The sequence below is a fragment of the Aeoliella fuhlenseeensis genome (assembly GCF_052161615.1).
Classification (GTDB): domain Bacteria; phylum Planctomycetota; class Planctomycetia; order Pirellulales; family Lacipirellulaceae; genus Aeoliella.
Genome location: NZ_CP197417.1, coordinates 4,549,326 through 4,573,622 on the forward strand (window position 1 = coordinate 4,549,326; position 24,297 = coordinate 4,573,622).

Sequence of the window (24,297 nt, forward strand, 5' to 3'; positions counted from 1 at the left end):
CCCACATAAGCTGGGAAAGGCAGGCGGAGTGTGCCGGAAGTGCTGGCGTACCACAGCCCTAACGGGCCCCGCTCGCCGGGATTATCACTGCTGAGAAAGGAGAGCCCTAAGTGGCTCTTCAATCCCCGAGCGTTCGCTTTCGCCGGAGCAGATGGTGGTAGTGCTGGGCGAAGCGGTGGGATTCGTCGCGGACGTATTGCAGTAGGCGCAATGCGAACGAATGGCGGCTCAGTCTCAAGGGTTTATCGCGACCGGCGACGTAGATCAGTTCTTCCTTCTTGGCGATCGACAAGACGATTGGCGGCTTGATCCCCAGCATCTCAAAAGCTTCCATGCCGCGGCCCAGTTGCCCCTTGCCGCCGTCGATCAGCAGGATGTCGGGGAACATCTGGTCGTCTTCGGCCAGCCCACGGAACCTACGTGCGACGACCTCGCGAATGCTGGCGAAGTCGTCGATGCCTTCGACCTCGCGAATGCGAAACCGTCGATAGCCCGGCTTGAACGGCAGGCCGTCGATAAACTGCACGAGGCTCGCCACGGTGTCGCTGCCGCCGAGGTGGGCGATGTCGACCCCCTCGATGGTTCGCGGCATCTTTTCGAGGCCGAGCACTTTCTTCAGGCCCGCCAGTCCCTTCTTCGGATCAATGTAAAACACCTCGGGCTGTTCGTGCTGTTCGAGGTCGCCGCGCTCTTTGATGCGTTCGAGCAAGTTGATCTCGTCTCGCAAGCGCGCGGCCTTTTCAAACCGCAACGCCGACGACGCCTCCTGCATTTCTTTCTGCATCTCTTTGACCAGCGACTGGCGATTGCCGTCGAGGAACATCCGCAGACGCTTGATATCCTTGCGATACTCTTCTTTCGAGATCCTGAGGTTGCAGGGAGCCGTGCATTGATTGATCGACGCCAACAGGCAGGGCCGGAACCAGCGCCATCGCTCGTCGCCCTCTTCGATGTCGAGCGAGCAAGTGCGGAACTTGAACACCCGCTGAAGCACTTGCAAGGCACCGCGCAGGCTGCTGACGCTGGTGAACGGTCCGTAGAGCTTGACGCCTGACGACCGTGGCTCGCGCGTGATCTCCACGCGGGGGAAATCCTCGTGAGTGGTCACCTGCAGGTACGGGAATGTCTTATCGTCGCGAAGCTCCTGGTTGAACTTCGGCTGGATGTCTTTGACCAGTCGGGCTTCCATCAACAGGGCGTCGACTTCGCTCTCGGCTTCCAGAAAGTCGATGTCGTGGGCTTCGCGAACGAGCTGGGCGGTGCGGCGGTCGTCGGCCGCGGCGGCGAGGAAGTAACTACCCGCGCGGGCACGCAGGTTCTTCGCCTTGCCGATATAAATCACCCGGCCCTGCTGATCCTGGAACAGGTACACGCCCGGCGTGGTGGGGAACTTGCCGCGGACCTTATCCGCCGCGCGGGCGAAGAACTCGGCCTGCGATTTAGGCAATTCGAGCGGTCCCTCGCCAGTATCGCCGGCAGGGGTCGACTCGATTGCTTCGTTTTCCGGATGTTCCGCCATGTTCCTGTGTCCAGCCCGTGCGCCCCCATCAACCTTAGGCGGCGGGGGCGTCGGCGGCTAGGGGAGCGCGCAACCGAAGCCGGAAGCACACCTCCCTCCGGGAATTCCGAAGCGGAGACCATGGCACCCGGTAAGACTTCGCGGCCCGCGTGGCGAGTGCGGCTAGTGAAGGAGGGGAAGAAGCTGAGCTCTCTACTACGGAGCCGCGGGCTCGAGTTCTTCTTCCGCCGGCACTTCCTCGAGGGCAGGAAGCTCGCCTGGCGCTGGACCGATGATGCCATCGAGGATCTTTTTGAGCTCAGCCGAGGGGTCGACCGGGGGCACCTCTTCGGGAACTCCGGCGTCGTCCGCCTGTTGTTTCGCGGTAGCGAGCGCCTCACGCAACTCCTCGTCAGACACCTGCGCACGCATCTCCCACGTGCCGTTGGAGTCCTTGTCGGCGACATGCGATAGCACTTGGTCAGCTGATTCAACAGGAATTGCTTTGGTCATCAACCCGCTGGCATAGCGTTCCAGCGTCTTCCGGCCCTCCACCTTCTCCTCCTCGGAAAGTCCCGAAGGGTTTAGGTATTGTGACTCAATGGACTTAACCATGAACATCGGCACCAGCGGCGACTCCATCACGCCAATGGTGATCTGTCCAAATTGATCCCAACTGATACTGCCATCGGCGATACCGGCGGTTACCCGTTTGCTCTCGGCCTTCAGCTCGGCCTTCTCCGCCTCAGGCAGATCGGACTGATCAATGAGTTCATTGATGCCCTGCTCCGCCCCTGCACTCATCCAGCTACGCAGATTCCGCGAAATCCACCACGCAGCGAGCAAGCTGATAATCACCAAGACCACAAAGGCAATTAAACACCCCTTGAGGCACCCCGACATGCCGCGGCGCTGGGGTTGCGTTTCGTGTCCGTAGGTGTCGGTGGCCATGAATCGACTCGTGCGAAGGGGTGACTGGGGTAAACCGAGGTGTCGCTCTGTGCGTGTAATGTAGCGCAAGTGCTAGCTCGGTGGTAGCTCAGTCTTGTCATTCGCTAGATACCGTCGAATGTTGGGAAAAGGTCGCGGACGGCGTGGCGGTCGGGCTAGTCGAGGAGCTCCGAAGTTCGCGGCCATCAACGAAAAAAGCGGCCCGGATCACAGGGATCCGGGCCGCCGTCAAGTCTTTGACCAACCTTCCTTCTTTACCACAGAAGAGAGGCGTTTTCTATCGATTCACTCACTTACTTGCCACAGCCGCAGCTGCAACCACCGCTCACCGGGGCGTTGTCGCCAGCGGGGACGGCACATTCCTGACCGGCACAAGCGGGGTTGGTGCACAGAACCTTGCAAGGAATCTGTTCGCACACAACACGGGGGACGCACTTGGTGACGGTATAAGGAACCTGACGGGCAACCGTCTTGTAGCAAGTTACGGTCTTCTCGCAGCACACTGGCACGCACACGCTGTAGCAGCAAGTCTTGGTGCGGCACTCGGGAACCATCTTGCAAACCTGGTAGGTGCAGGTCTTGCATTCAGGAACCATCTTGCAAACCTTGTAGCACACGGTCTTGGTGTGGCACTCGGGAACCATACGGCAGACCTTGTAGCAGCAGGTCTTGCATTCAGGAACCATCTTGCAAACTTGGTAGCAGCAAGTCTTGGTGCGGCACTCGGGAACCATCTTGCAGACCTTGTAGGTGCAAGTACGGCACTCGGGAACCATGTGGCAAACTTGGTAGGTGCAAGTCTTGCATTCCGGAACCATCTTGCAAACCTTGTAGCAGCAAGTCTTGGTGCGGCATTCGGGAACCATCTTGCAGACCTTGTAGCAGCAGGTCTTGCATTCGGGAACCATCTTGCAAACCTTGTAGCAGCAAGTCTTGGTGCGGGTTTCGCAAACAGTCTTGGTGCAGCAGATTTCCTTGGTCTTGCACTCAGGAACCCAAACCTTCTTGCAGCAAGTCACAGGGGGGCACTGAACGCAGATCTTCTCGCACTTGCCCGGGCACCAGCAGCAGCAGCAGGTGGCGGGGTTCCAGACCCAACGGCCTGGGGTGCGGACGGTCTTCGAACGGACCGGACCGGCAACTTCGTACTGCTGGGTTTCCCAGTGACCGCTCATGTACGACACCGTCTTGGTGTACGGTACTTGAACAGCAACGGTGTAGTTAACCTCACGGGTACGATCTTCCCACACCGGCTTCATCACGGTGTAGCTGCGGGTCTTGGTTTCCCAAACCGGCGTGCACACGGTGTAGTTGATCTCACGGGTACGGGTTTCCCAAACTGGCTTGTGGACAGTGTAGGTCCGAGTCTTGGTTTCCCACACTGGCTTGCAAACAGTGTAGTTACGGGTCTTGGTTTCCCAAACAGGAACCATCACCGTGTAGTTGATTTCGCGTTGACGAGTCTCGTACACCGGCTTGTGGACAGTGTAAGTACGGGTCTTGGTTTCCCACACTGGCTTGCACACCGTGTAGCTAACTTCCCGTTGACGAGTTTCCCACACCGGCTTGCACACCGTGTAGCTGCGGGTCTTCGTCTCGTACACTGGAACCATCACCGTGTAATTGACTTGCTTTTGGCGTTGCTCAGTCACGTACTTGGTGTAGTTCACGACCTTTTGCTCTGGCACGCGGTCGTAGCACGTGCGGAATCTGGTTTCCTCAACTTTGTCCATAACCGTCGACTTTTTCGTACGGTATACGGTGTGGTAGTGAGGCACACAACAGGGATCACACCCGTCGTAGCTCACCGCTCCACTGTGGCCGGCAACAGCTTGTGTCGCCGAGGCCACCAGCAGCATTGCAACCAGCAATGCACCCAATGCGCGCTTCATGGTTTCTCGCCTCCAAAACAACAGATCGTGGGGAAATAGATGGGTTGGTCAAAACGGCTAACTTCCGTCCCTAATAGATTCGGGAAGTGAGGGCGGCATCCCTTAACTGATCCACCTATTTTTCGCACTCTTCCCACTCACCCCACTTAACGGCCCAGGAGGACTCAACCTAGCCGCAAACCTTTACCAAACCGGCACTTACAACCTACCCAGCCCGCCACCATGGCAAATTGGGCAGGTCGGTGGTAACGATTGCACCTGGCGTAGCGTCATTCCTCCCCGTGCCGAGCGTCCGGTTGGTGCTAGCAAAAGCGCCTGTTTTCCTCCGGCCGTGCCAATACGTCTTGACGCTGGACCGTTCTGTGGGCCAACCTTTAACAGCTATCAGGTGCGCCGCCCCCGATCCCCCGAGTCCGAATCCTGCCCCATGAGTAGCGGCCGCCATAAGCCCGACTCCGCCACTTCCAAGGACACCCCAAAGGTGGTCCCCAAAGCCGTCGTCAGCCGGCTGAGTCTCTACTTGCGCGAGCTCCATCACTTGATCGCCGCGGGCCACGCCACCACCAGCTCGGGCCAGCTTGGCCAGCAACTCGGCTTTCGCGATGCCCAAGTTCGCCGCGATTTGGCCTACTTTGGCCACTTTGGCCAGCCCGGCGTGGGGTACCGCTGCGACGAACTGGTCGCCGCCATCCGCAAGATCCTGGGGACCGACCGCGAATGGCGGGTCGCGATGATTGGGGTGGGTAACTTGGGCCGAGCGCTCTTGGGCTACAAAGGCTTTGGCTCGCAGGGATTCCGCATCGTCGCCGCGTTCGACGTCGACCTCGCCAAGACGGGTCAGAAGATCGAGGGGGTCCCCGTGTTCCCGCTCGACGACTTGCCGCAAATGGTCCGCGACCAGCAGATCGAGCTCGGCCTGGTGGCCGTCCCCGCCACGGCCGCCCAGCACGCCGCGGATCGGCTGGTGGCCGCCGGAGTGTCAGGAATTTTGAACTTTGCCCCCGTCACCCTGAACCTTCCCGACCGCGTGAGCCACGTAGGTGTAGACCTGGCGACCGAGCTCGAACAGCTCTGTTTTTCGGTCGCCAACCGCAGACCAGAGCCCTAAACTGCGTATGAGGCATGCGACTAGTTTCGAGCCGGGGGCGTTAGTCCCCGGAGCGGGCCCTGAGAAAAACTCCGGGGACTTGCGCCCCCGGCTTAATCCAGAGAGCTCTTGGAGAAATTGGGCTGGGAAATCGGGGCCACTTTCGATAGAAGGCCTTGCTCGGTTAAACTACCGATTCGCGACCACGTTACCCCGTGGTGTAATGGTAACACTAGGGATTTTGATTCCCTCATTCCAGGTTCGAGCCCTGGCGGGGTAGTTTTCTTGTGGGGGTGGGGTTTAGGGACTGGAGGCTAGGGCGGGCCGCTGGCTGCCGCATCTGCCTCTGCAATCGATTCTTTCGAGCCCAGGCCCTCAGCACCAAACTCCCATGTTCGACACTCCCGAAGCCCAGTTTGCCATTTCCGCGGTTCGCGAAGCGGCTCATCTCACCCGTCGCGTGCAGCAGGAGATGGTTACAGGGGCCCTGACCAAGGGCGACAAGTCGCCCGTCACCGTGGCCGACTACACCGCCCAGGCGATTGTCGCCAAGCGGCTCGGCGACGCCCTGCCCGAGGCGCGACTCGTGGGTGAAGAGGACGCCGGCGACCTGAACGCCACGGACGAAGGCCGCGCGACGCTCGCGCAGATCCGCCACTTCCTCTCCGCCGCGGTACCAGGGGTGACCAACGACGAAGTCTGCCAGTGGATCGATCGCGGCAACGCGGCAGCCGAAGGGACGTTCTGGACGCTCGACCCCGTCGATGGCACCAAGGGTTTCTTGCGCGGCGAGCAGTACGCCGTGGCGCTCGCGCTCATCGAGAATGGCCAAGTGAAGCTCGGCGTCTTGGGCTGCCCCGAACTCAACGCCACGCTGGCTACCGACATCGGCGGCACCGGTTCGCTGCTCATCGCCGTGCGGGGCCAGGGCACTTACGTCACCAGTCTCACGGGCGAAGGCGAGTGGCGGAAGCTCACCGTCTCGGAGTGCGAAGACGTGAAAGACACGAGGATCTTCCGCTCGGTCGAAACCGCCCACACCAATACGGGACAGCTTGGCCAACTCTCTGGCGCGATGGGTGTCGAAGCCACACCCATTCCGATGGACAGCCAGGCGAAGTACGCGGTGCTCGCCGCCGGTGGTGGCGAGATGCTCGTGCGACTCCTCTCGCACGACCGCCCCGACTATCGCGAGAAGATCTGGGACCAGGCGGCTGGCTCGATCGTCGTCGAAGAAGCCGGCGGCCGCGTCACCGACCTCGACGGTAAACCCCTCGACTTCTCGCACGGCACCTCGCTCACCGAAAACCGCGGCGTCCTGGCGACGAATGGCAAGGTGCATCAGGCGGCGATTGAGGCGCTGCGGGCGATTGGGGCGTAAGGAACGTTTACCTAATTTCGGAATCAGATTCTCCATTCGCCGCCGTTGCGAATCCCACGATCGCACCGTGCCGAAGTATATTTGGAGAATGCTTGGCTCACTCTTTTTACGAACGTTTCTGCTGGCCGTCGGGCTTGCGAACATCGCGGTCGCCGCGGAACGGCCCAACATCGTACTCATTCTGAGCGACGATCAAGCCTGGACCGACTATGGGTTCATGGGGCATCCAGACATCGCAACGCCCAACCTTGATCGCCTAGCGGCTGAGAGCTTGGTGTTCCCACGAGGCTACGTGGCTTCACCTCTCTGCCGGCCATCGCTCGCCTCGATGGTGACCGGGCAGTACCCGCACGTGCATGGCATAACCGGCAACGACGTAGTCCGCGATGATCGCCGGGCCACGGAAGACATTGCCTTGCGACAGAGTTTTCACCAGCACCCCAGCTTCGTGAAGCAACTTGCCTCCGCAGGCTACTTGGCGATGCAGGTCGGCAAGTGGTGGGAAGGCTCTTTCCGGGATGGCGGCTTCACCCACGGTATGACCCACGGCAACGCCGCACGGGGCGGTCGGCACGGCGACGAAGGGCTCACAATTGGCCGCGAGACAATGCAACCAATCGACGACTTCCTTCGATTAGCCACCTTCCAAGACAAACCGTTCTTCCTGTGGTACGCCCCGCTGCTGCCACACACGCCGCACAATCCTCCTCAGCGACTCGTTGAAAAGTACACCAGGCCGGGACGCGCTGAGGACGTTGCTCGCTACTACGCCACCTGCGAATGGTTCGACGAGACTTGTGGCGAACTAATAGCGATGCTCGAGCGGCACCAAGTCCGCGACAACACGATCGTGCTCTACTTGTGCGACAATGGCTGGGCCGCTCGCAGTGCGGGAGCCGAACATCCTCACCAACAAGACTGGGACCACGCATTCGCTATTCGGTCCAAAGGCTCGCCTTACGAGAATGGAATTCGCACACCGATTTTGGTTTCATGGCCGAAGCATCATTCCGCTGGCCTCTGCGAAGAATTGGCTCACGCCATTGATGTATATCCCACCGTTATCAAGGCTGCTGGTTTGACGCCACCGGAAACCCTACCCGGTGTGGACTTGCTCGATCCTCAGGCGACCGCTAGTCGCAATAATCTCTTTGGTGCCTGCCACTCAACGCACAACATAACAGTGGCGAATACGGATGACACTCTGCAGTACCAATGGTGCATCCAAGGACACTGGAAACTTCTTCGACGATATCACGGCGCGGATACGTCTTCGTATCGCAATCTCCACTCGTGGGACACGACTGAACTACAGCTCTATGATCTGGAAAGCGATCCCCTCGAACAAAGAGACTTAGCCGAGAGCCATCCTCAAATTGTGGAAGAACTGAATCGCAAGATCGAAGCGTGGCATTCCGTGCAACGTGAAGAGAATGTGCCGTAGCCGGCCGCATGGGCCCAGCTCTACCCCTTCCGCTTCCGCTTCCTCAGCGCCGCCTCGCGAGCTTTCCGGGCATTCTTCTTATCCGAAGTCGAAAGCCGCTTGCCGGTGTTTTGCTTCTGCTTGCCGAGGGTGCCGCCTTGGGCGAGGCCGCTTTGGAGGTCGCCCATCATTTTCATTCGCTCGCGGATTCCTTTGCCGGCCATGGCGGTCATCACGCCGGCCATCGCTTCGTACTGCTTGATGAGCTCGCCGACTTGATGGGGTTCGCAGCCCGCACCCGCGGCGATGCGGCGGCGACGGCTTTGGTCGATTAGTTTGGTGTTCGACTTCTCGGCGGCGGTCATCGAGTCGATGATGCCGAACAGGCCTTTCATTTCGCCTTCGTCGAACTGATTCATCGCGTCGCGCATTTGCCCCATGCCGGGCATCATGCCGAGCATCTTCTGCATCAGTCCCGGCTTGGCGATCATCGCCATTTGTTTGCGGAAGTCGTCGAGCGTGAACTCGCCCCGCTTCAGCTTCTCTTCCTGGGCGAGCATCTGCTCCTGGTCGAATTCCTTCTGCGCGGTTTCGAACAGCGTGAGGATGTCGCCCTGCCCCAGGATGCGCTGGGCCATGCGGTCTGGGTGGAACGGCTCAAGGGCATCGAGCTTTTCGCCGGTGCCCATGAACTTGATGGGTACACCGGTCACGTGCTTGACGGATAGCGCCGCACCACCGCGGGCATCGCCGTCGAGCTTGGTCATGATCACGCCGTCGATTTCCAGGGCATCGTTGAACACCTTGGCGCTGTTCACGGCGTCCTGGCCGGTCATGGCGTCGACCACCAGGTAGATCTGCTGCGGGTTCACCTGCTTGTCGATTCGCTCGAGCTGCCCCATCAATTCTTCGTCGATGTGCAGTCGGCCGGCGGTGTCGAGGATCACGACGTCCGCGCCGAGCTTCTTCGCCTGCGCAACCGCCGCGTTACAAACCTTGACGGGGTCCTTCTCCTGGCGATCGCTGTAGACCGGGATACCGAGCTGATCGCCGAGCACGTGCAGCTGATCGATGGCCGCGGGGCGCTGAAGGTCGGCCGCCACGAGCAGCGGTTTACGCTGGCCGTCTTTCAGCAACTTGCCGAGCTTGCCGCAGGTGGTCGTCTTGCCGGCACCTTGCAGACCGCACATCATGAGGACGGTAACTTCGCCCTTGCCCTTGAGGTGCATCGAGTGATCGACAGGCCCCATCAGGGCTTGGAGTTCCTCGTAGACGATGCCCACCACCATCTGCTGCGGCTTGAGGGCCTTCAAAACCTTCTCGCCGACCGCCTTCTCGGTGACGTTCTTCATGAAGTGGCGAGCGACATCGAAGCTGACGTCGGCCTCGAGCAGCGACCGCTCGACGAGCTTGAGCCCCTCGCGCATGTTCGCCTCGGTCAACTTGCCCTGCCCGCTGAGCGATTTGAGGGCACTGGAGAGTCCATCCTGAAGCGATTCGAACATGGCGGCTGACGGGGCGGAGGTTGGAGGCGTAGTGGCGTCGGTCGACAGACCGGATAACAGACGCGAAAACCCGTATTCTAGCGGACAGGGGAGTGAGGGGCGAGCGGTGGAAAGATGGGGTAGTTCATTCAAAGATGCAGCTCCGACGACACGTAGGTCGTCGGCTACTGAAGCTTCTCGCAGCCATTCGCCCCGGGAAACCGAGTCTTGAGGGGGGTCCGGCGGAGGCGTAGAATAGCTTCCCCCGAAAACTTTCCCACCTATTCGTGTTTCTAAGCGAGATATTGCCATGGCGCACCTGGTTCAAACCGAGGCCCCCGACTTCACCGCGCAGGCCGTGATGCCGGACGGGTCGTTTAAGCAAATCAAGTTGTCGGACTACCGCGGCAAGTACGTGCTGCTGTTCTTCTACCCGCTCGACTTCACGTTCGTCTGTCCGACCGAGATCATCGCGTTCAGCGACGCGATCGCCGAATTCGAAAAGCGTGACGTGCAGGTGCTCGGCGCAAGCGTCGACAGCCACTACTCGCACTTCGCTTGGCGGAACACCCCCCGCAACCAAGGCGGCATTGGCGCAATTCAGTACCCGCTGGTCGCCGACCTCAACAAGAGCATCAGCGATTCGTACGGCGTGCTGCTGCCAGGTGGCGTCGCGCTGCGTGGCTTGTTCTTGATCGACAAGGACGGCATCGTCCGTCACGAGCTGATCAACGACCTGCCGCTGGGCCGCAACGTGGACGAAGCGATCCGCGTGGTCGATGCCCTGCAGTTCCACGAGGCGAATGGCGAAGTGTGCCCCGCAAACTGGAAAGCCGGCTCGAAGAGCATGAAGGCCGATCCCGAAGGTAGCAAGGAGTTCTTCAACTCGACCTACGGCGCTGGTGCCTAGTTCAGCTTACCTTGCCCCCCTCTCCTAGCCTCTCCCCGCTGCTGGGAGAGGGATGATGAGTTCGTTCAAGGCCATGGCGTCGCAGACCCCGTCGCACGCCATGGCCTTTACCCATACCCCGCCCGACCTGGAGGTCGATCATGCGTCGTTTGCTTGCCATCGCATTGCTGTTGCTCGTCGTCCCCGCGGCCACTCGTGCCCAAGACACGCTCCCCGCCGGTGCTCCCGGTGGCCAGCCGGCCCAGCCGCCGCAGTTGAGCCCCGAAGAGTTCAACCAGATGGTCAGTTACGCCCTGGGTCGCTCGATTGCCGAGGATTGCAAGATGGGTGGCGTAACGCTTGATGCTCGGGCGATGCAGACCGGCATCAACGAGGTGCAAGGAAACCGCCCGCCGCAATGGACTGAGCAGCAGCTGAGCCAGGCGATGCAGATGTTCGCCATGAAGATCCAGCAGCAGGTCGCCGCGAACAACAAAAAGGCCGGCGACGACTATCTAGCTGCCAACGCGAAGAAGGAAGGCGTGAAAGTCACCCCGAGCGGCCTGCAGTACAAGGTCATCAAGCAAGGCACTGGCGCAACGCCCACCGACTCAGACGTCGTGGTGTGCCACTACAAGGGAACGTTCATTAACGGCCAAGAGTTTGACAGCTCGTACCGTCGCGGCCAGCCTGCTCAGTTCCCGGTGCGGGGCGTGATCGACGGCTGGACCGAGGCCCTCAAGATGATGAAGGTCGGCGACAAGTGGCAGCTCTTCATCCCCTCGGAACTCGCCTACGGCGAAGGGGGACAAGAACGCATCGGCCCCAACGAGGCGCTACTGTTCGACATCGAGCTGCTGCAGATCGCCGAGCCGCAAGCTCGCCCGCAACAGTAAATGAGGACACGACGCGTCGACTAGCGTCGACCGCCACCCAATGCCGGGTAGAAGCGAGAGTGGTAACGGAACGTGGCCGAATGCCCTGTGGGCATCACCTCTTGGTTACCGGTGACGTTGTAGTCGTTGCGGGCCGATAGGGCCGACATCCGCTGGTTGAGCTGCGCGGCTTGCCGCTGCACCTGCTGATTGAACTGCTGCTGCTGAAGCTGTGGTCGAACCAGGGTTTGATAGTTGAAGTCGTTGTCGCCCGTAATCGAGTCGTTGAACAAGTTCATGTAGGGGCTGACCGTCGGCGAGTTGGTAATGCCTGAGAAGGGCTTCGAAGCCGGAGCTCCAACTGGGGCTCCAAAGTTCGCGGCTTGCGCTCGGCGGGGCATCGCAGATGGAGTTCCGCTACCTTGGAACAAACCGACCCCATACCCGTTGTTCACCCCTTTGTCTTGCGCGATCAGCTGGCTTGCCTGAGTCGATGCAGACACGCTTGCCTTAATGGCATTGGCCTGGCGGCTTGCTTCGCTTCGATTTCCGAAGCCGAGGTTTTGCACCTGAGCAAAGCAAGAACTCGATAGCGTGAAAGCGACAAGTAAGGCGAGGGGCGAAAGTTTCATGCGAAGGTACCTCCGAAGGTCGGGGTAAGCAGGCGGGGCGAGGTGTTTCACTCCATTTTAGTAAGATCGGAGTGACGCGGCAAATCAAGCAGTTTCGAGACTTGCCCGCGCAACTTCCTACCCAGTAGCGCGTTGCGAACGCGCTAGTCGGCACAACTCCGCCGCGGGGGTACTATTCCTACGCAGGCTCAGTCTTCGTAGTTCGCCGACCCGTAGCGCTTGCGGTACGCCTCGTACGTCGAGTTGCTGGCCCCCGTGGCCCGGGCGTGCGGATCGGGGAGCTTCCAGGGCAGCAGGTCGCCGTATAGCCGGTAGAACCCTAACAGGACGAACGCCCCCACCACCGCCACCACCATGCCGAGGGGACTCGTAGGCTTCAGCCGTCCGGCCTCGATGAAGAACCCCACGCAACCGCAGCCAATCACCGATCCGGCAATGCCAAGCACCAGCGTGGTGATCGCTCCCGCAGGATCCCGGCCTGGCATCAGTCCGCGGGCGACGAGACCCACCACGGTGCCGAAGCCAATCCAAACGAGGATGTCGTTGAAAAGCTGCTGAACTTCGGGGGAAAGCTGCAATTCGGACATCGATTGGCCTACCACGGTGGTTTGGGGGATTTGAGCCGGACACTTGTACAAGCCCAGCTGGATCCACCGCAATACGGTTCTTCCAGCCTAGTAGAGCTTGCCAGCACCCCGCGGCACGCGTTAAAGTAAACGCCTGTGCAGTCAAGGGAGGGCTTAGCTGTGGAAGGGAATCGTCATGGACGTTGCTAAACTACTCAATCGCATCACTTCGCGGCCCGACTACAACAACCAGCTTGAGCACATCGAAGAGCTCGCCGAGCGACCCGCCCAGTTTGCCGCGCCCGCCACTCCCCTGCCCCCCGCTGTCACCCGGCTTCTAAAGTCACGTGGCATCGAGCAGCTCTACACGCACCAAGTCGAAGCGCTCGAATCGGCCCGCGCGGGCCGCGACACCGTCGTCGTCACCGGTACGGCGAGTGGTAAGACGCTGTGCTATAACCTGCCGATCCTCGAAACCGTGGTGAACGAGCCCGGTGCCCGCGCGCTCTACTTCTTCCCCACCAAGGCACTGGCACAGGACCAACTCAAGGGCATGCTAGCGCTCGTCGAAGGTGACGCGGAGATGCAACGCCTCATCCGCCCCGGCGTGTACGATGGGGACACCCCCACCGCTCAGCGACGACGCATTCGCAACGAGGCCAACCTCGTCCTCACCAACCCCGACATGCTGCACGCCGGCATCCTCCCCTACCACCCCAAGTGGGCCACGCTGTTCGCCGACCTTCGCTACATCGTCATCGACGAAGTGCACACCTACCGCGGCATCCTCGGCGCCCACGTGTCGGCGGTACTGCGGCGGCTCGAACGCGTCTGTCGCCACTACGGCTCGAACCCCATCTACCTCGCCACCAGCGCGACGATCGCGAATCCCGGCGAGCTCGTCTCCAGCCTGCTCGGTCGCGATGTCCAAGTGGTCGACCAAGATGGCTCGCCGCGCGGTCGCAAGTTCTTCGCGCTCTGGAACCCCAGCCCGCTCGGCAGCGATTCCCTCGCCCGCCGCAGCGCGAACGACGACGCCGTGACCTGGCTCACCGAAGCGATGGAAGCTGGCGGGCAAGCCCTCGCGTTCACGCGAACACGTCAAGCCGCGGAGCTCGTGCATCGCTACGCCCGCCAAACCCTGGCCGAGCGCCATTCGCCGCTCGCCGACAGCGTCCGCGCGTATCGCGGTGGCTACCTGCCCAACGAACGCCGCCAGATGGAGCAAGACCTGTTCGCGGGCAAGCTCCGCGGCGTGGCGACCACAAACGCCCTGGAGCTCGGCATCGACATTGGCTCGCTCGACGTGGCGATCCTCGTTGGCTATCCCGGCACCATCGCCAGCTCGTGGCAGCAAGCCGGCCGTAGCGGTCGCCGTGCGGACGAAAGCCTCGCCGTGATGCTCGCGGGCAACGAACCGGTCGATCAGTACCTGCTCCGCCACCCCGAGTACTTCTTCGCCCAGTCGCCCGAGCACGCGGTGGTCGACCCTAACAATCCCTACGTGCTCGCCAAGCACCTGAAGGCCGCCGCGTTCGAACTGCCGCTCGACGCTGCGGACCTCGAACTCTTCGGCCCGCTCGCCGAACCAATCGCCGGCGTACTGGCCGACGAACGCCAGCTCACCAAAGTCGACGACGCCTACTTCTGCCCCGGCGGGCAGAACCCCACCGTCGGTGTCAGCCTTCGCCACATGAGCGACAACACCTTCAGCATCGTGCTGCTCAAACACACGCGCATCTCGCGCGACCTCTACACCTCCGGCTCGCCGCCGCTGGTCGACGACTCGCACGAAGTGATCGCGAACGTCGACTCGATCAGCGCCCCCGAGCTTGTCTACCCCGAGGCCGTTTACCTGCACGCGGGTGAGACCTACCTGGTGCGCGAGCTCGACCTCAATGGCAAAGTCGCCTACGTCGAGCGCCGCGAGACCGACTACTACACGCAGGCGGTGCTCGAAAGCAATGTCCTCATCACCAAGACTCGCGACACCAGCACCGCCCTCCCCACCGCCGAGCTTGGGTATGGCGAAGTCGATGTCTCGTGGCAGACCGTGGCGTTCAAGAAGATCAAGTTCGACACCCGCGAGAACATCGGCCTCGGCCCCGTCGACATCCCGGCACAGAACCTCGCCACGACCGGCGTCTGGCTCGCCCCCACCGACGAAGTTCGCAAGCAGCTCAAGGCCGAAGGGCTTCGCAGCAGCGAGGGCGTCTGCGGCATGCGAAACCTAGCGGTCGTCGCCCTGCCATTCGTGGCGATGTGCGACAGTCGCGACCTCGGCGGCGTCGTCGACGCCAAGAACCTCGGCCGCTCGACAATGATCCTCTACGACCGCTACCCCGGCGGACTGGGCTATTGCCAGAAGGGTTTCGAGCACATGGCGAAGCTGCTCGAAATCTGCCTCGAGATGGTCGCCGACTGCCCCTGCGACGACGGCTGCCCTAGCTGCGTCGGCCTCCCCAACCTCCGCCCCGCCATCCACAGCGATCCCGACCTGACCCGCGGCCACCCCATCCCCAATAAACAAGCGACCCAGCGACTACTCGAACTCCTCCTCAACCGCGAACCAAGCACACGAGAATTAGTCGCCGACGTAGTACCCTCTCCCCGACCCGGGTGAGGGTCTGGGAGAGGGTACGAAAACCCTAAGCAAACCGTCACCCCAACAAACACACCCCATGCCCCCCACCCCGCAACTCCCCCAACAAGTCCGCGTCATGCAAATCATCGCCCTAGCGATGGTCATGAGCATCGTGACGTTGGGCGTCATCGTTGTTCTGGTCCTGAAGCCCGAGCCACCCGAAGGAGGCGAGCAGCCCCTCATTTCCTACATCGCCATCGCCGTCGCAACCATCGCAGCATTCGTCGGCGTGCTAGCTCCTCGCATTCTCACTGCTCACGCTCCCCCCACCGTCAGCACGTACATGACCGCGTTCATCATCGGCGCCGCGGTCTACGAGGGAGCCGCCTTCTTCAACCTCACCAGCTACATCCTCGAAGGCTTTCCGGTTTCCCTCGCCTTCGCCGGCCTGATGGTCGTGTTCATCCTGATGCTCTTTCCCACGCAAGGCCGGGTGGAAGATTGGATCGCCTCGCGCGAACGCCACGCCCGCGAGATCGAGGCGTTCAAACGTTGAGCTCGCCGCTCTCCCCCACCGGTTCGATGTGTGCTGCCGACCATAGTCGCTTGGCGAGCGCGGCGTAGCCTTCGAACGCTGCCTCATTAAAGAACGCACGTTCGGGGATGGCATAGGGGCTGGCGTCTTCAAAGTAGACCAGTAATAAACCTTCGATTTTTTCGACCTTGGGCACAAACTTCCATTTGCGAAAACTGTGGCCTCGCTCATCGGACGCTTGAAATCCCTCGGGCAAGAGAGCCGTTGTGAGTACAAAGCTCAGATAGGTGTCGCTCAAAGGTGCTAGTTGCACTCGATACTTTTCACGATGTCTCCGCATGAGGTGGGCTGGAAGCCAAAGTGCAGCGATGCCAATCGCGACGGCTCCAAGAGCAGCAACACCGCAGAAAGGATTCCAGACGGTATCTGCAATAGCAATAACTATGCTCACGCCAGCCGCGCCGGCTGCCACAGCGAAGGTCGTTTTCTGGCGGTGACGAAAATACTGACGCCAGGTTTCATGCACACGCGCGATGTGGTCGAACACCTCCATCTGGTCCTGCAACGAAGGTTGAAAACTCACCGACTGCGGCGGCTCCAGATGCGGCGCGATAATCGGGGCGGTACGTTCGCCGCTGGGCGAGGCATAGGGATTGTCGGTACTCATCCATTCTCCGGGTTGGCGTTGCGATAGCTTAACCTCGCGGTGCACTCGCCCGAAAGCCGTTTTCCTCGCCGACTCGCTCGCGGTAGAATAATCTCCCCCATGGACGAATCCCTCTACCGCCGACTCGAAGCCCTCAACCGCGGCGAACTCCCCGCCCCCACCTTTCCACGCGCAAATGGCGTGCCGCGCGCCAAGGCCGCCACGCCCGCGTCCATGAAGGCAACGATCGAACCGCGGCCGCGTCCCGCCAAGCTCGCCGGCCTGCTCGATCGGGGCGTCGTCACCACCACCGACCGTGGCGAGCACCTCACCATCACGCTCCCCGTCGCCGAAATCTGGCCCGCCGCCTCCGACCTGCTCCACGCCCGTTACGCCGAGCTCGTAGCGTGCTTGGTCGGAAGAGAAAGCACAGACGACGAACTCGACGTTCGCCAGCACTTCGTCCGTGCCTTCCCCACGCAGTTCGTCGGACTCGATCTCGAGACGTGCGGACTCAGCGGCTCGGCATTGTTCCTTGTTGGCCTTGTGCGCTATGCGGACGAGGCCCCGGTGGTCGAGCTGCTGTTCGCTCGCAACTACGCCGAGGAAGCCGCCGTGCTCCACTCGCTCGGCACGCGCCTCGCCACCGCCCAGACGCTCGTCACCTTCAACGGCAAGAGCTTCGACTGGCCGATGGTCACCGACCGCTGGCACCGCCACTTGCTCCACCGCACGGCGCCCCTTCCGACGCTCTCGCACTACGACGTGTTGCACCACGCGCGACGACGGTGGCGAGGAACGCTCCCCGATTGCAAATTGCAAACCATCGAACGCATGATCTGCCGCCGCACTCGCACCGGCGACATCGCCGGCCACCTGATCCCCGGCGCCTACGACCACTACGTCCAAACCGGCACCCCGCGCGAAATGGAACAAGTCCTCTACCACAACGCCGTGGACTTGGTGACCCTACTAGACATCGCCATGCGCCTGGCAGGCTGAGCGCGTAGTAGGCCGGGTCAAGCTCCGCGCCGACCCGGCGCTTCACGCGTTGCCATCTCATCCACACCTGTAGCATGGCCGCCCCGGCCGTGTGGATCCTGGTTGGCACGGCGAAACACAGCCGAGGGCGGCCATGCTACGTCCTCTTCGTCCCCTCTCCCCCACTTCGTTCGCGCATCCCACTCCCCATCCTCTCACACATCACCCGCGAACGATTTGGGGGAGAGGGCTAGGGTGAGGGGGCCAGCCCCGCGAGTGGACTCAGCGCTTTTCTTCTTAGGCGAGCCGGGGCGTCCTCGCCCCCGGAAACTCAAGCCGATCGCTACGCTTGCTCGTTGTGTCATTCCGACCGGCCCCGTCTCCAGATTAAAGCCGCGACCGAGAATTCTAGCCCGGAGCTCAAAACACTTAGCCACTTCTCAAGCCTCGAACTTCGATCTCCCCAAAGTCGCCACCTACCCCTCCTCCGCACACCAGATTCCCTCAGTCGCTCCACTCCTGTCGGAACGACCCGAAAGGCGAGCCGGGGCGTCCCCGCCCCCGGAAACTAACTGAATGGCCCCGCTCCGCCATCTACACGCTTTCCGGGGGCGAGGACGCCCCGGCTCGCCCTCCCTTCCCCAAAACCACTAATACCCCCAATTCGAGCCCCCGACTACAATAAACCCCTTACCCCGAACCTCTGCGAAAACACCCCCAAGGTGCCCCGCCAAGTGAACCGACTCCCCCTCGCCCTGCTCGTCGCCACGCTCGCGCTCGCCCCCACCGCGACGCACGCCGCCACCGCTATTTGGATCGGACCGGAGAACGGCAGTTGGTCGGACCCGGCGAACTGGTCGACGGGGGCGGTGCCGACGTATTCGGACGTGGTGATCATTGATAACGATTCCGAGAAGTCGAGTTCGACTAGTGTTGGCGGAGGGAGGAGCGTTGCCTCGCTACAAGTTCAAGATGGCGATTTCCTGACAATTTCGAACTCAACCTTCCAAACGCGCAACTTCGAGTTAGGTGGGAGGGTAAATGTTGTTCCGCAATCTGTCCTCTACACCAACGGAGTCATGCAGGTAGCAAGCACGGGAGAGCTCAAGCTCGAATCAAGTGCGAGAATAGAATCGAACCTCACCATCCCTTCGTATTGGTGGAACCAAGGAGTGATTCATGGCGCAGGCACCATGCGCCAACGAGGCCCGTTTCTCAATCAAGGGTCGATCGTAGCCGACACCCCCTCCAGAACGCTGGAAATTAATCAAATAATCTCCACCGAAATCAGTCAGATCACCAACGAGGGGCAATTGCGAGCGATCGACGGTGGTCACCTCTATCTCAAAGCGACAAGTCCGACCTTCACCGTCTATCAGCCAACTGCCAATGCCCGCATCGAGGCGGCTCCGCTATCCTTTGTAACGCTTGAGAGAGTCCTCGTGGAGGGCGGAACGATTGCCGCATTATCCGATGACTCTGGAAGCGGAACCATCTCTTTGCTGAACGCAGGCCTGAAGAACGTCCAATTACTGGGCACAGTATCAGGCCAATCGATCTTTCTGTCGGGGAGCATCAAGAACGATGGCAAACTATCTTCTTCGTCGGACTTCATCATAGCGGATGAATCCGTCGAGCTTTCGGGCGGTGGCGTTCTGCAACTTGGGCTTCCGACAGGCGGTGCAAGCGCCCCTCTCCTGTCCTTTTTGAACAACCAGGCACCGGCGTCCGCGGTTCTTCGAAATCTGGACAATACCATCCGCGGCAGTGGCACACTGAGTCTACTTAACCGAACTCTCGACAATCGCGCTAGTATTGAAGTCGGCTACGGTGAGGACGAATCGACGTCGCCAATCGAGCGGACTCTCGTGCTAGAACGGGGCAAAGTGCTTAACGCCGGGACGCTTCGTTCAACTAAGGGAAACATACTAAAGTTAAACCAGGCGCAAATCGTCAATGATCAGGGGCCCACGTCAGGAGTGATCGAAGCACTGCCCGGAGGAACAATTCACCTGGTGGCTGGGAGCATTACTGGTGGTATACTTCGGGCACACGCGTCAGAAGCCGGCTCTAGTATTCCCGACGCAACTATAACCCTCGTCACAAGGGCTGCTCTATCTAACCTGAGGATGGAAGGCGAAATTGGGTCGTTAGCTTCCGAGGCGTCACTTAGTGGTCGCTTCGAGATCGACGGGCTGTTACGACTGCAAAAGTTATACATGGATTCCAGTGTTGAATTCGTCGGTGGAGAAGTTCACCTCGGAGAAAATGGCGGTAGTATTGCACTGGAAAACGGGGCGTCGACCAACACTCATTGCACTCTCACTCTGGTCGACACTACCCTACGATTGCATACCGTCGGCGGCGCGTCTTCGTCAATCAACATAGAGAATCAGGGCGAGATCATCGCGTCCACGGGAAAGACCTCCAATCTTGGCTATTGGGTTTCGAATGCAGGCCTCATCCACGCGGAACCCAATTCCACTCTCAGTTTTAACTCGATCGTTTCGAGCGGGCTTAACGGCCTCGCGGAGGTGCGAGTAGACTCGAATGCTACCGTGTCCACGTTCCGACTCTCTGGCGGTAAAGTAGTATCAGCAGTGGGGTCCGGCACCGAGCCTTTTAGTGGAACAGTCTCCGTCCGTGGCTTGGGCCCTGGAGGACCGGCAGCGCTGGAAAACGTCCATAACCAAGGCCACATTGCTCTCGGAAGTGCATCGATGGGGGGAACCATCCGAAATGACGGAGTTGTGTCGTTCGGAGCTTACACGGTCCAGCAGTTCGGCGCGCTACTCCAATTGTCTGGTACTGGTGAACTTCGCCTCAACGGTCAATCCTTGCAGCTCCCCAATCTCGTCGCGCAGCCGACGCTCATAAATGGATCGGGACACACCATACGCACTCACGGAAGGATCTATTCCCCATCCAGCACTATCATCAATCAAGGCACCATTCAAGCCGACACCGGGACCCTTGATGTCCAGACATCTGGCTCCAACTCTGGATACCTCCGGCAGCAGGGAATCCTCCGCACCGTGGGCGCCAATAGGCTTAATCTAACACTTTCTCAGCCCAGCTTTGAGAACGACGGTAAGTTCGACATCAGTCCTACTGGTATTCTCGCCATCACCGGCGTCCAGCAGATCGAGAATCGAGTGGGAAGTAGTATACTTGCCGAAGGTATGCTCACTCTTGCTCAAGCGAATCTCGTGAATAACTCAGGGGCGACGATCCGCGGTGGGGGACGCATTGAAGGCAACGGCACCACCACTTCCAACCAATCCATCCTCACCAACCAAGGCCTCGTCGCTCCCGGCACCACGATTGGCGACCTTGAAATCCGTGGCAACTACATACAGTCGGCAACCGGCATTCTCGAAATCGACGTCACCGGATTTGCAGCCGGAGAATTCGACCAACTGAAGATCGAGCAGATCAGGAGCACCTCCGGCGGCTTCGCCTCGCTCGCCGGCACGCTTGATTTCAACTTCGCCCCCGAACTCATCCCCGCGCTCGGCGACGAACTCGTGGTGCTCACTGCTAAAGAGATTACCGGAGTGTTCGACACGATCGAGGGCTTGCCAGCGCTCGCCGCCGGGCTCGACTGGCAGATCGATTACCTGCCGACCATGGTCATGGCCACCGTCATTGGACTCACGCCGCCCAATCTCGCCGGCGACTTCAATGGCGATGGATTCGTGAACCTCGCCGACTACACCGTCTGGCGAGACGGCCTCGGCGACACCCACTCGGCCAGCGACTACGACCTGTGGAAACAAAACTTCGGCCGCTCGGCGAACGATCCCGCCCCGGAAGCGAATGGGCCCGCCGCTGTCCCCGAACCCACCGCAGTGCTCTTAGCTCTCGCCTTCTTGCCCCTACTCGCTCGCCGCGCGAAGCGTTAATTACTCTCGTTCGCACGCTCGGCGTGGGAATGCATGCCCGGCCGCTCCGCGGCCTTCGCCGACGAAGGACCGCAGAGCGGTCGCCCCTGGTGTTCCCACGCAGGAGCGTTGGAACAAGGCACTCATGGGGTGGCACGGACACTCGGCCGCGACAGACGCAACCATTTCGCTAATTCAGCACGGCCGCGTGTCCGTGTGCGCAGCACAAGAGGTCGCGCCGCGTTCTAGCACCGGCCCCACTGCAGGCGGCGAACCTGAACTCAGCCGCGGAGCGGCGACAGCGCATAGCCTGTGGCGCAAGCCACAGGACCACGCGCCAACGCGCATCAAAAGCCCCGGAGGGGCGACAGCGAACCCAAAGAGCGAGGGAGCTTTAAGCGCATGTCATTCTGAGGGGAGTAGCACGACCCGAAGAATCTCGCCCCTGTGAATACTTTCCCAATGGCGGATGAGATCCTTCAGTCGCTAAGGCTCCTTCAGGATGACACAGGGGCCTGTAGCTCGCAGCTGTCCCGGCCAACAACTATTTCCCACAAAATGTCCACGCGTACACATTGGCCATTGACAAGTGCGTGTACATACGTTACAATACACCCCGTTCGTTGTACGCGCTGGGCGTGCGGGGAGAGGCAGTTGTGCTTCGAGACAGCGGACCACCTTCGTCGAGGGGACCCAACCGGACGCGATACGTATCGCGGGCGGGATGGTTTGGCCGATCAGCACCTTGGACCTTACCAGTTCATGTAAGGCTGTCTCGAATTGCGCGCCCGCTGTGTAGGAACTCGTTGCCCAGACTGACACACGTGAAACTGAGCAAGCAACTAGCGAATACCCAGCCGCCCGACGGGATCCCGTCACTTTTTTAAAGTGCTGTGGGCTATAAGCCATTGGCCGTAGGCCGTATCAAGCCTGCGCCGCGTGCGGCGCTTCACGCTGAATCCAATCGCGAATACTCAACCACTCGCACCTCTAATCCCGTAGCCACGAAGTGGCGCGCTTCGACAGCCCAGGACGAAGTCCTGGGAACTCGTGGCCAATAACGACCTTAGTCCCGAAGGGACGCGCTACCTTAGCGCGCCTGCGTGAGTTAGCGCGCTCTTTCGGAGCTACCAACCTATATCAACACCCTAACCAGGGCTGCGCCCTGGCCTATCCAAGCGCGCTCCTTCGGAGCTAACCGATTCGCGTCTTTGCGCCTTGGCGTGAGAAAGGAAAACCGCTTTGCCAACTAGGCGCACCATGGAGAGGTATCGACGCCCCAACTCGTTAAGCGCCGCACGCGGTGCAGAGCTTGATACGGCCTACGCGCCTTCCCCTTTAGTAAAGTCGCACCTGCGGGTTACCCCTGCGACATTACTCCAACTCACCGGACGAGCCGACGATGATTTCACGCAAGAAAACACGACACTTTTGGATGCCCGGCCAAATGCCGCCAAAGAGTAAAGTCGCACCCAATGAAAAAGTCACGAAAGTGGGACTTTATTCGCGGGGCGGACGAGTGAAAACGACGCGACCAATGACCAACACAAGCCATTGGTCATTGGTCGCGAAATTTCATGACTGCCCGGCGGGCAGTGGCTTAGGCGCGGACGCGGCTGGCTTGGTCGCTCAGTTCGTCCACGGCTCCTTCGAGTTGCTCGTCGCTAGTGCGACGATCGCGGCAGAGGGCTTCGACGCGGCCCGCGTACAGGCACAGGTCGCCGTAGCCATAGCCTCCCGCCGAGCTCTTCAGCTGGTGGGCAGCACGGCACAGTCCTTCGCGATCTCCGGTCGACATCAGCTGCTCGATCACCGACATCCGCAAGGGAAGTTCGCTGACGAACAGGTCCACCAGATCGGCGAACTCGTTGCGACGCAGGCTCGAATGGACAGGTTCCTGAATCATCACGTCCTCGTATCTCGTAACTCTGAAGTTAGTGTTGGGCAGGCTAGCATCTGTGCGAAGCCGTGTGCGACTCCGCTCGATCGAAGCTGCCCCTGTTAATTCGATCGTGCGGCGAGAGTAGAAAATTCACTCGCCAGCGGGAAGTTCACTTTTATGGAAGCTTGGGTAAGGAGTTTGGTTAAATATGGAATCTGATCGGGGCAGGCTGAGCAACTTGGGACAGCAGCGGGAGTCAGGGGAACTCCTATCCCCATCCCGCAACCGTCACCACCGGAACCAGGCGAGCGCACGACCCCACTAACCGACAAAGTTGCTAGCACGGATTGGGTAATCGGCGGAATTTATGCGGACTAGCTAGGGATGACAGCTTGGGTAGTCGATATCGCTGGTGGACTGAGTGACGGTCCACGCCCCCTAGAGGCCGAGCAATACGGCGACCGAGTTGGCACCAGACGCATATGCGGTGCACTGTGGTTCGCTGCTCCGAGCCAGGCTGGCGGAATCGTCGCTCGCCCCAGAAGCGAGTGTATCCCCCTCCCCCGTGTATTTTTGAGGAGTGTTTAAGATGAAGAGCCGTGCCGTTTTGGCTTCGCTGTTGTTCGGCGTTGCCCTCGTGCTCTCCAGCGCCCCGAACGCCGACGCCTTTGGGCGGTTCGGTCGTGGGTGTTGCGAGCCGACCTGTGGTTGTGAGCCTTCGTGCTGTGTTGCTGAGCCCACTTGCGGATGCGAGATGGACTGCTGCAGCGCCCGTCGTGGCTGCTGCTTGAGCCGTCTGTTCTCGAAGTTCCGTAACCACGGCTGTGGTTGTGGTTGCGAAGTGAGCTGCTGCGAGCCGACCTGCTGTGCCGCTGAGCCCACTTGCTGCGCTGCTGAGCCGACCTGCGCTGCCGAGCCCAGCTGCTGTGCTGAGCCGACCTGCGGTTGCGAAGCCTCGTGCTGCGATCCTTGCGCCAAGCCCCGCTGCTGCGTTCTTGGCAAGCTCCGTGGCCTGTTTCACCGTCACCACGGTTGTGGTTGCGAAGTGAGCTGCGGTTGCGAGCCGAGCTGCGGCATTGAAGCTGCTGGCTGCGGTTGCAACTAGTT

The 24,297-nt window shown here is 60.6% G+C and carries 17 protein-coding genes and 1 tRNA gene; 10 read left to right on the plus strand and 8 right to left on the minus strand.

The genetic code is table 11. From position 1 onward, the window contains the following. Positions 1-118 precede the first annotated feature (118 nt). The 3 genes from SH292x_RS17770 to SH292x_RS17780 all read right to left on the minus strand — a co-directional run bounded on the left by SH292x_RS17770 (position 119) and on the right by SH292x_RS17780 (position 4,341). Entirely contained in the window at positions 119-1,519 is a 1,401-nt protein-coding gene (locus SH292x_RS17770; protein ID WP_442482360.1) for an excinuclease ABC subunit UvrC, read from the minus strand. 195 nt (positions 1,520-1,714) lie between these two features. Next, entirely contained in the window at positions 1,715-2,449 is a 735-nt protein-coding gene (locus SH292x_RS17775; RefSeq protein ID WP_442482361.1) for a hypothetical protein, read from the minus strand. Positions 2,450-2,742: 293 nt separating this feature from the next. Next, the gene (locus SH292x_RS17780) at positions 2,743-4,341 is read right to left on the minus strand and encodes a hypothetical protein (RefSeq protein ID WP_442482362.1); all 1,599 of its coding nucleotides are present in this window, start codon (positions 4,339-4,341) and stop codon (positions 2,743-2,745) included. A gap of 427 nt (positions 4,342-4,768) precedes the next feature. Between SH292x_RS17780 and SH292x_RS17785 the strand changes: the two genes are divergently transcribed. From SH292x_RS17785 to SH292x_RS17800, 4 genes are all read left to right on the plus strand, one after another. Next, positions 4,769-5,449, plus strand: coding sequence for a redox-sensing transcriptional repressor Rex (locus tag SH292x_RS17785; RefSeq protein WP_442482363.1), 681 nt, complete (start codon positions 4,769-4,771; stop codon positions 5,447-5,449). A 188-nt stretch (positions 5,450-5,637) separates the two neighbouring features. Further along, positions 5,638-5,708, plus strand: a tRNA-Gln gene (locus SH292x_RS17790). 111 nt (positions 5,709-5,819) lie between these two features. Continuing rightward, positions 5,820-6,809 (plus strand): 3'(2'),5'-bisphosphate nucleotidase, encoded by a 990-nt coding sequence (locus SH292x_RS17795; protein ID WP_442482364.1) that lies wholly within the window; start codon positions 5,820-5,822, stop codon positions 6,807-6,809. 88 nt (positions 6,810-6,897) lie between these two features. After that, positions 6,898-8,253, plus strand: coding sequence for a sulfatase family protein (locus tag SH292x_RS17800; protein ID WP_442482365.1), 1,356 nt, complete (start codon positions 6,898-6,900; stop codon positions 8,251-8,253). 20 nt (positions 8,254-8,273) lie between these two features. On the opposite strand, the gene ffh is transcribed toward SH292x_RS17800, so the two are convergent. Next, positions 8,274-9,737 (minus strand): signal recognition particle protein, encoded by a 1,464-nt coding sequence (gene ffh / locus SH292x_RS17805; protein ID WP_442482366.1) that lies wholly within the window; start codon positions 9,735-9,737, stop codon positions 8,274-8,276. A 289-nt stretch (positions 9,738-10,026) separates the two neighbouring features. Between ffh and SH292x_RS17810 the strand changes: the two genes are divergently transcribed. Continuing rightward, a complete protein-coding gene (locus tag SH292x_RS17810; protein WP_442482367.1) occupies positions 10,027-10,626 on the plus strand; it encodes a peroxiredoxin in 600 nt (199 codons plus the stop codon). 140 nt (positions 10,627-10,766) lie between these two features. After that, entirely contained in the window at positions 10,767-11,501 is a 735-nt protein-coding gene (locus SH292x_RS17815) for an FKBP-type peptidyl-prolyl cis-trans isomerase (protein ID WP_442482368.1), read from the plus strand. A 20-nt stretch (positions 11,502-11,521) separates the two neighbouring features. Here SH292x_RS17815 and SH292x_RS17820 read toward each other — a convergent pair whose 3' ends face one another. Further along, positions 11,522-12,112 carry a hypothetical protein gene (locus SH292x_RS17820; protein ID WP_442482369.1) on the minus strand — a complete coding sequence of 197 codons (591 nt, stop codon included), beginning with the start codon at positions 12,110-12,112 and terminating at the stop codon, positions 11,522-11,524. 188 nt (positions 12,113-12,300) lie between these two features. Then, the gene (locus SH292x_RS17825; protein ID WP_442482370.1) at positions 12,301-12,699 is read right to left on the minus strand and encodes a GlsB/YeaQ/YmgE family stress response membrane protein; all 399 of its coding nucleotides are present in this window, start codon (positions 12,697-12,699) and stop codon (positions 12,301-12,303) included. A gap of 175 nt (positions 12,700-12,874) precedes the next feature. On the opposite strand from SH292x_RS17825, the gene SH292x_RS17830 reads away from it, so the two are divergent. After that, positions 12,875-15,301 (plus strand): DEAD/DEAH box helicase, encoded by a 2,427-nt coding sequence (locus SH292x_RS17830; protein WP_442482371.1) that lies wholly within the window; start codon positions 12,875-12,877, stop codon positions 15,299-15,301. A gap of 58 nt (positions 15,302-15,359) precedes the next feature. Next, complete coding sequence (locus SH292x_RS17835) at positions 15,360-15,818, plus strand: hypothetical protein (RefSeq protein WP_442482372.1); 459 nt, start codon at positions 15,360-15,362, stop codon at positions 15,816-15,818. Here the strand turns inward: SH292x_RS17835 and SH292x_RS17840 are convergent. Further along, positions 15,808-16,464 (minus strand): YcxB family protein, encoded by a 657-nt coding sequence (locus SH292x_RS17840; protein ID WP_442482373.1) that lies wholly within the window; start codon positions 16,462-16,464, stop codon positions 15,808-15,810. The genes SH292x_RS17835 and SH292x_RS17840 overlap by 11 nt on opposite strands. Positions 16,465-16,563: 99 nt before the next feature. Here SH292x_RS17840 and SH292x_RS17845 point away from each other — a divergent pair, with 99 nt between their 5' ends. Then, the gene (locus SH292x_RS17845; protein ID WP_442482374.1) at positions 16,564-17,445 is read left to right on the plus strand and encodes a ribonuclease H-like domain-containing protein; all 882 of its coding nucleotides are present in this window, start codon (positions 16,564-16,566) and stop codon (positions 17,443-17,445) included. A 713-nt stretch (positions 17,446-18,158) separates the two neighbouring features. Further along, positions 18,159-21,329: a hypothetical protein gene (locus SH292x_RS17850; RefSeq protein ID WP_442482375.1), complete on the plus strand. Its 3,171-nt coding sequence runs from the start codon at positions 18,159-18,161 to the stop codon at positions 21,327-21,329. Positions 21,330-22,908: 1,579 nt separating this feature from the next. Here the strand turns inward: SH292x_RS17850 and SH292x_RS17855 are convergent. Then, positions 22,909-23,214 carry an Hpt domain-containing protein gene (locus tag SH292x_RS17855; protein WP_442482376.1) on the minus strand — a complete coding sequence of 102 codons (306 nt, stop codon included), beginning with the start codon at positions 23,212-23,214 and terminating at the stop codon, positions 22,909-22,911. Positions 23,215-24,297: the final 1,083 nt, after the last annotated feature.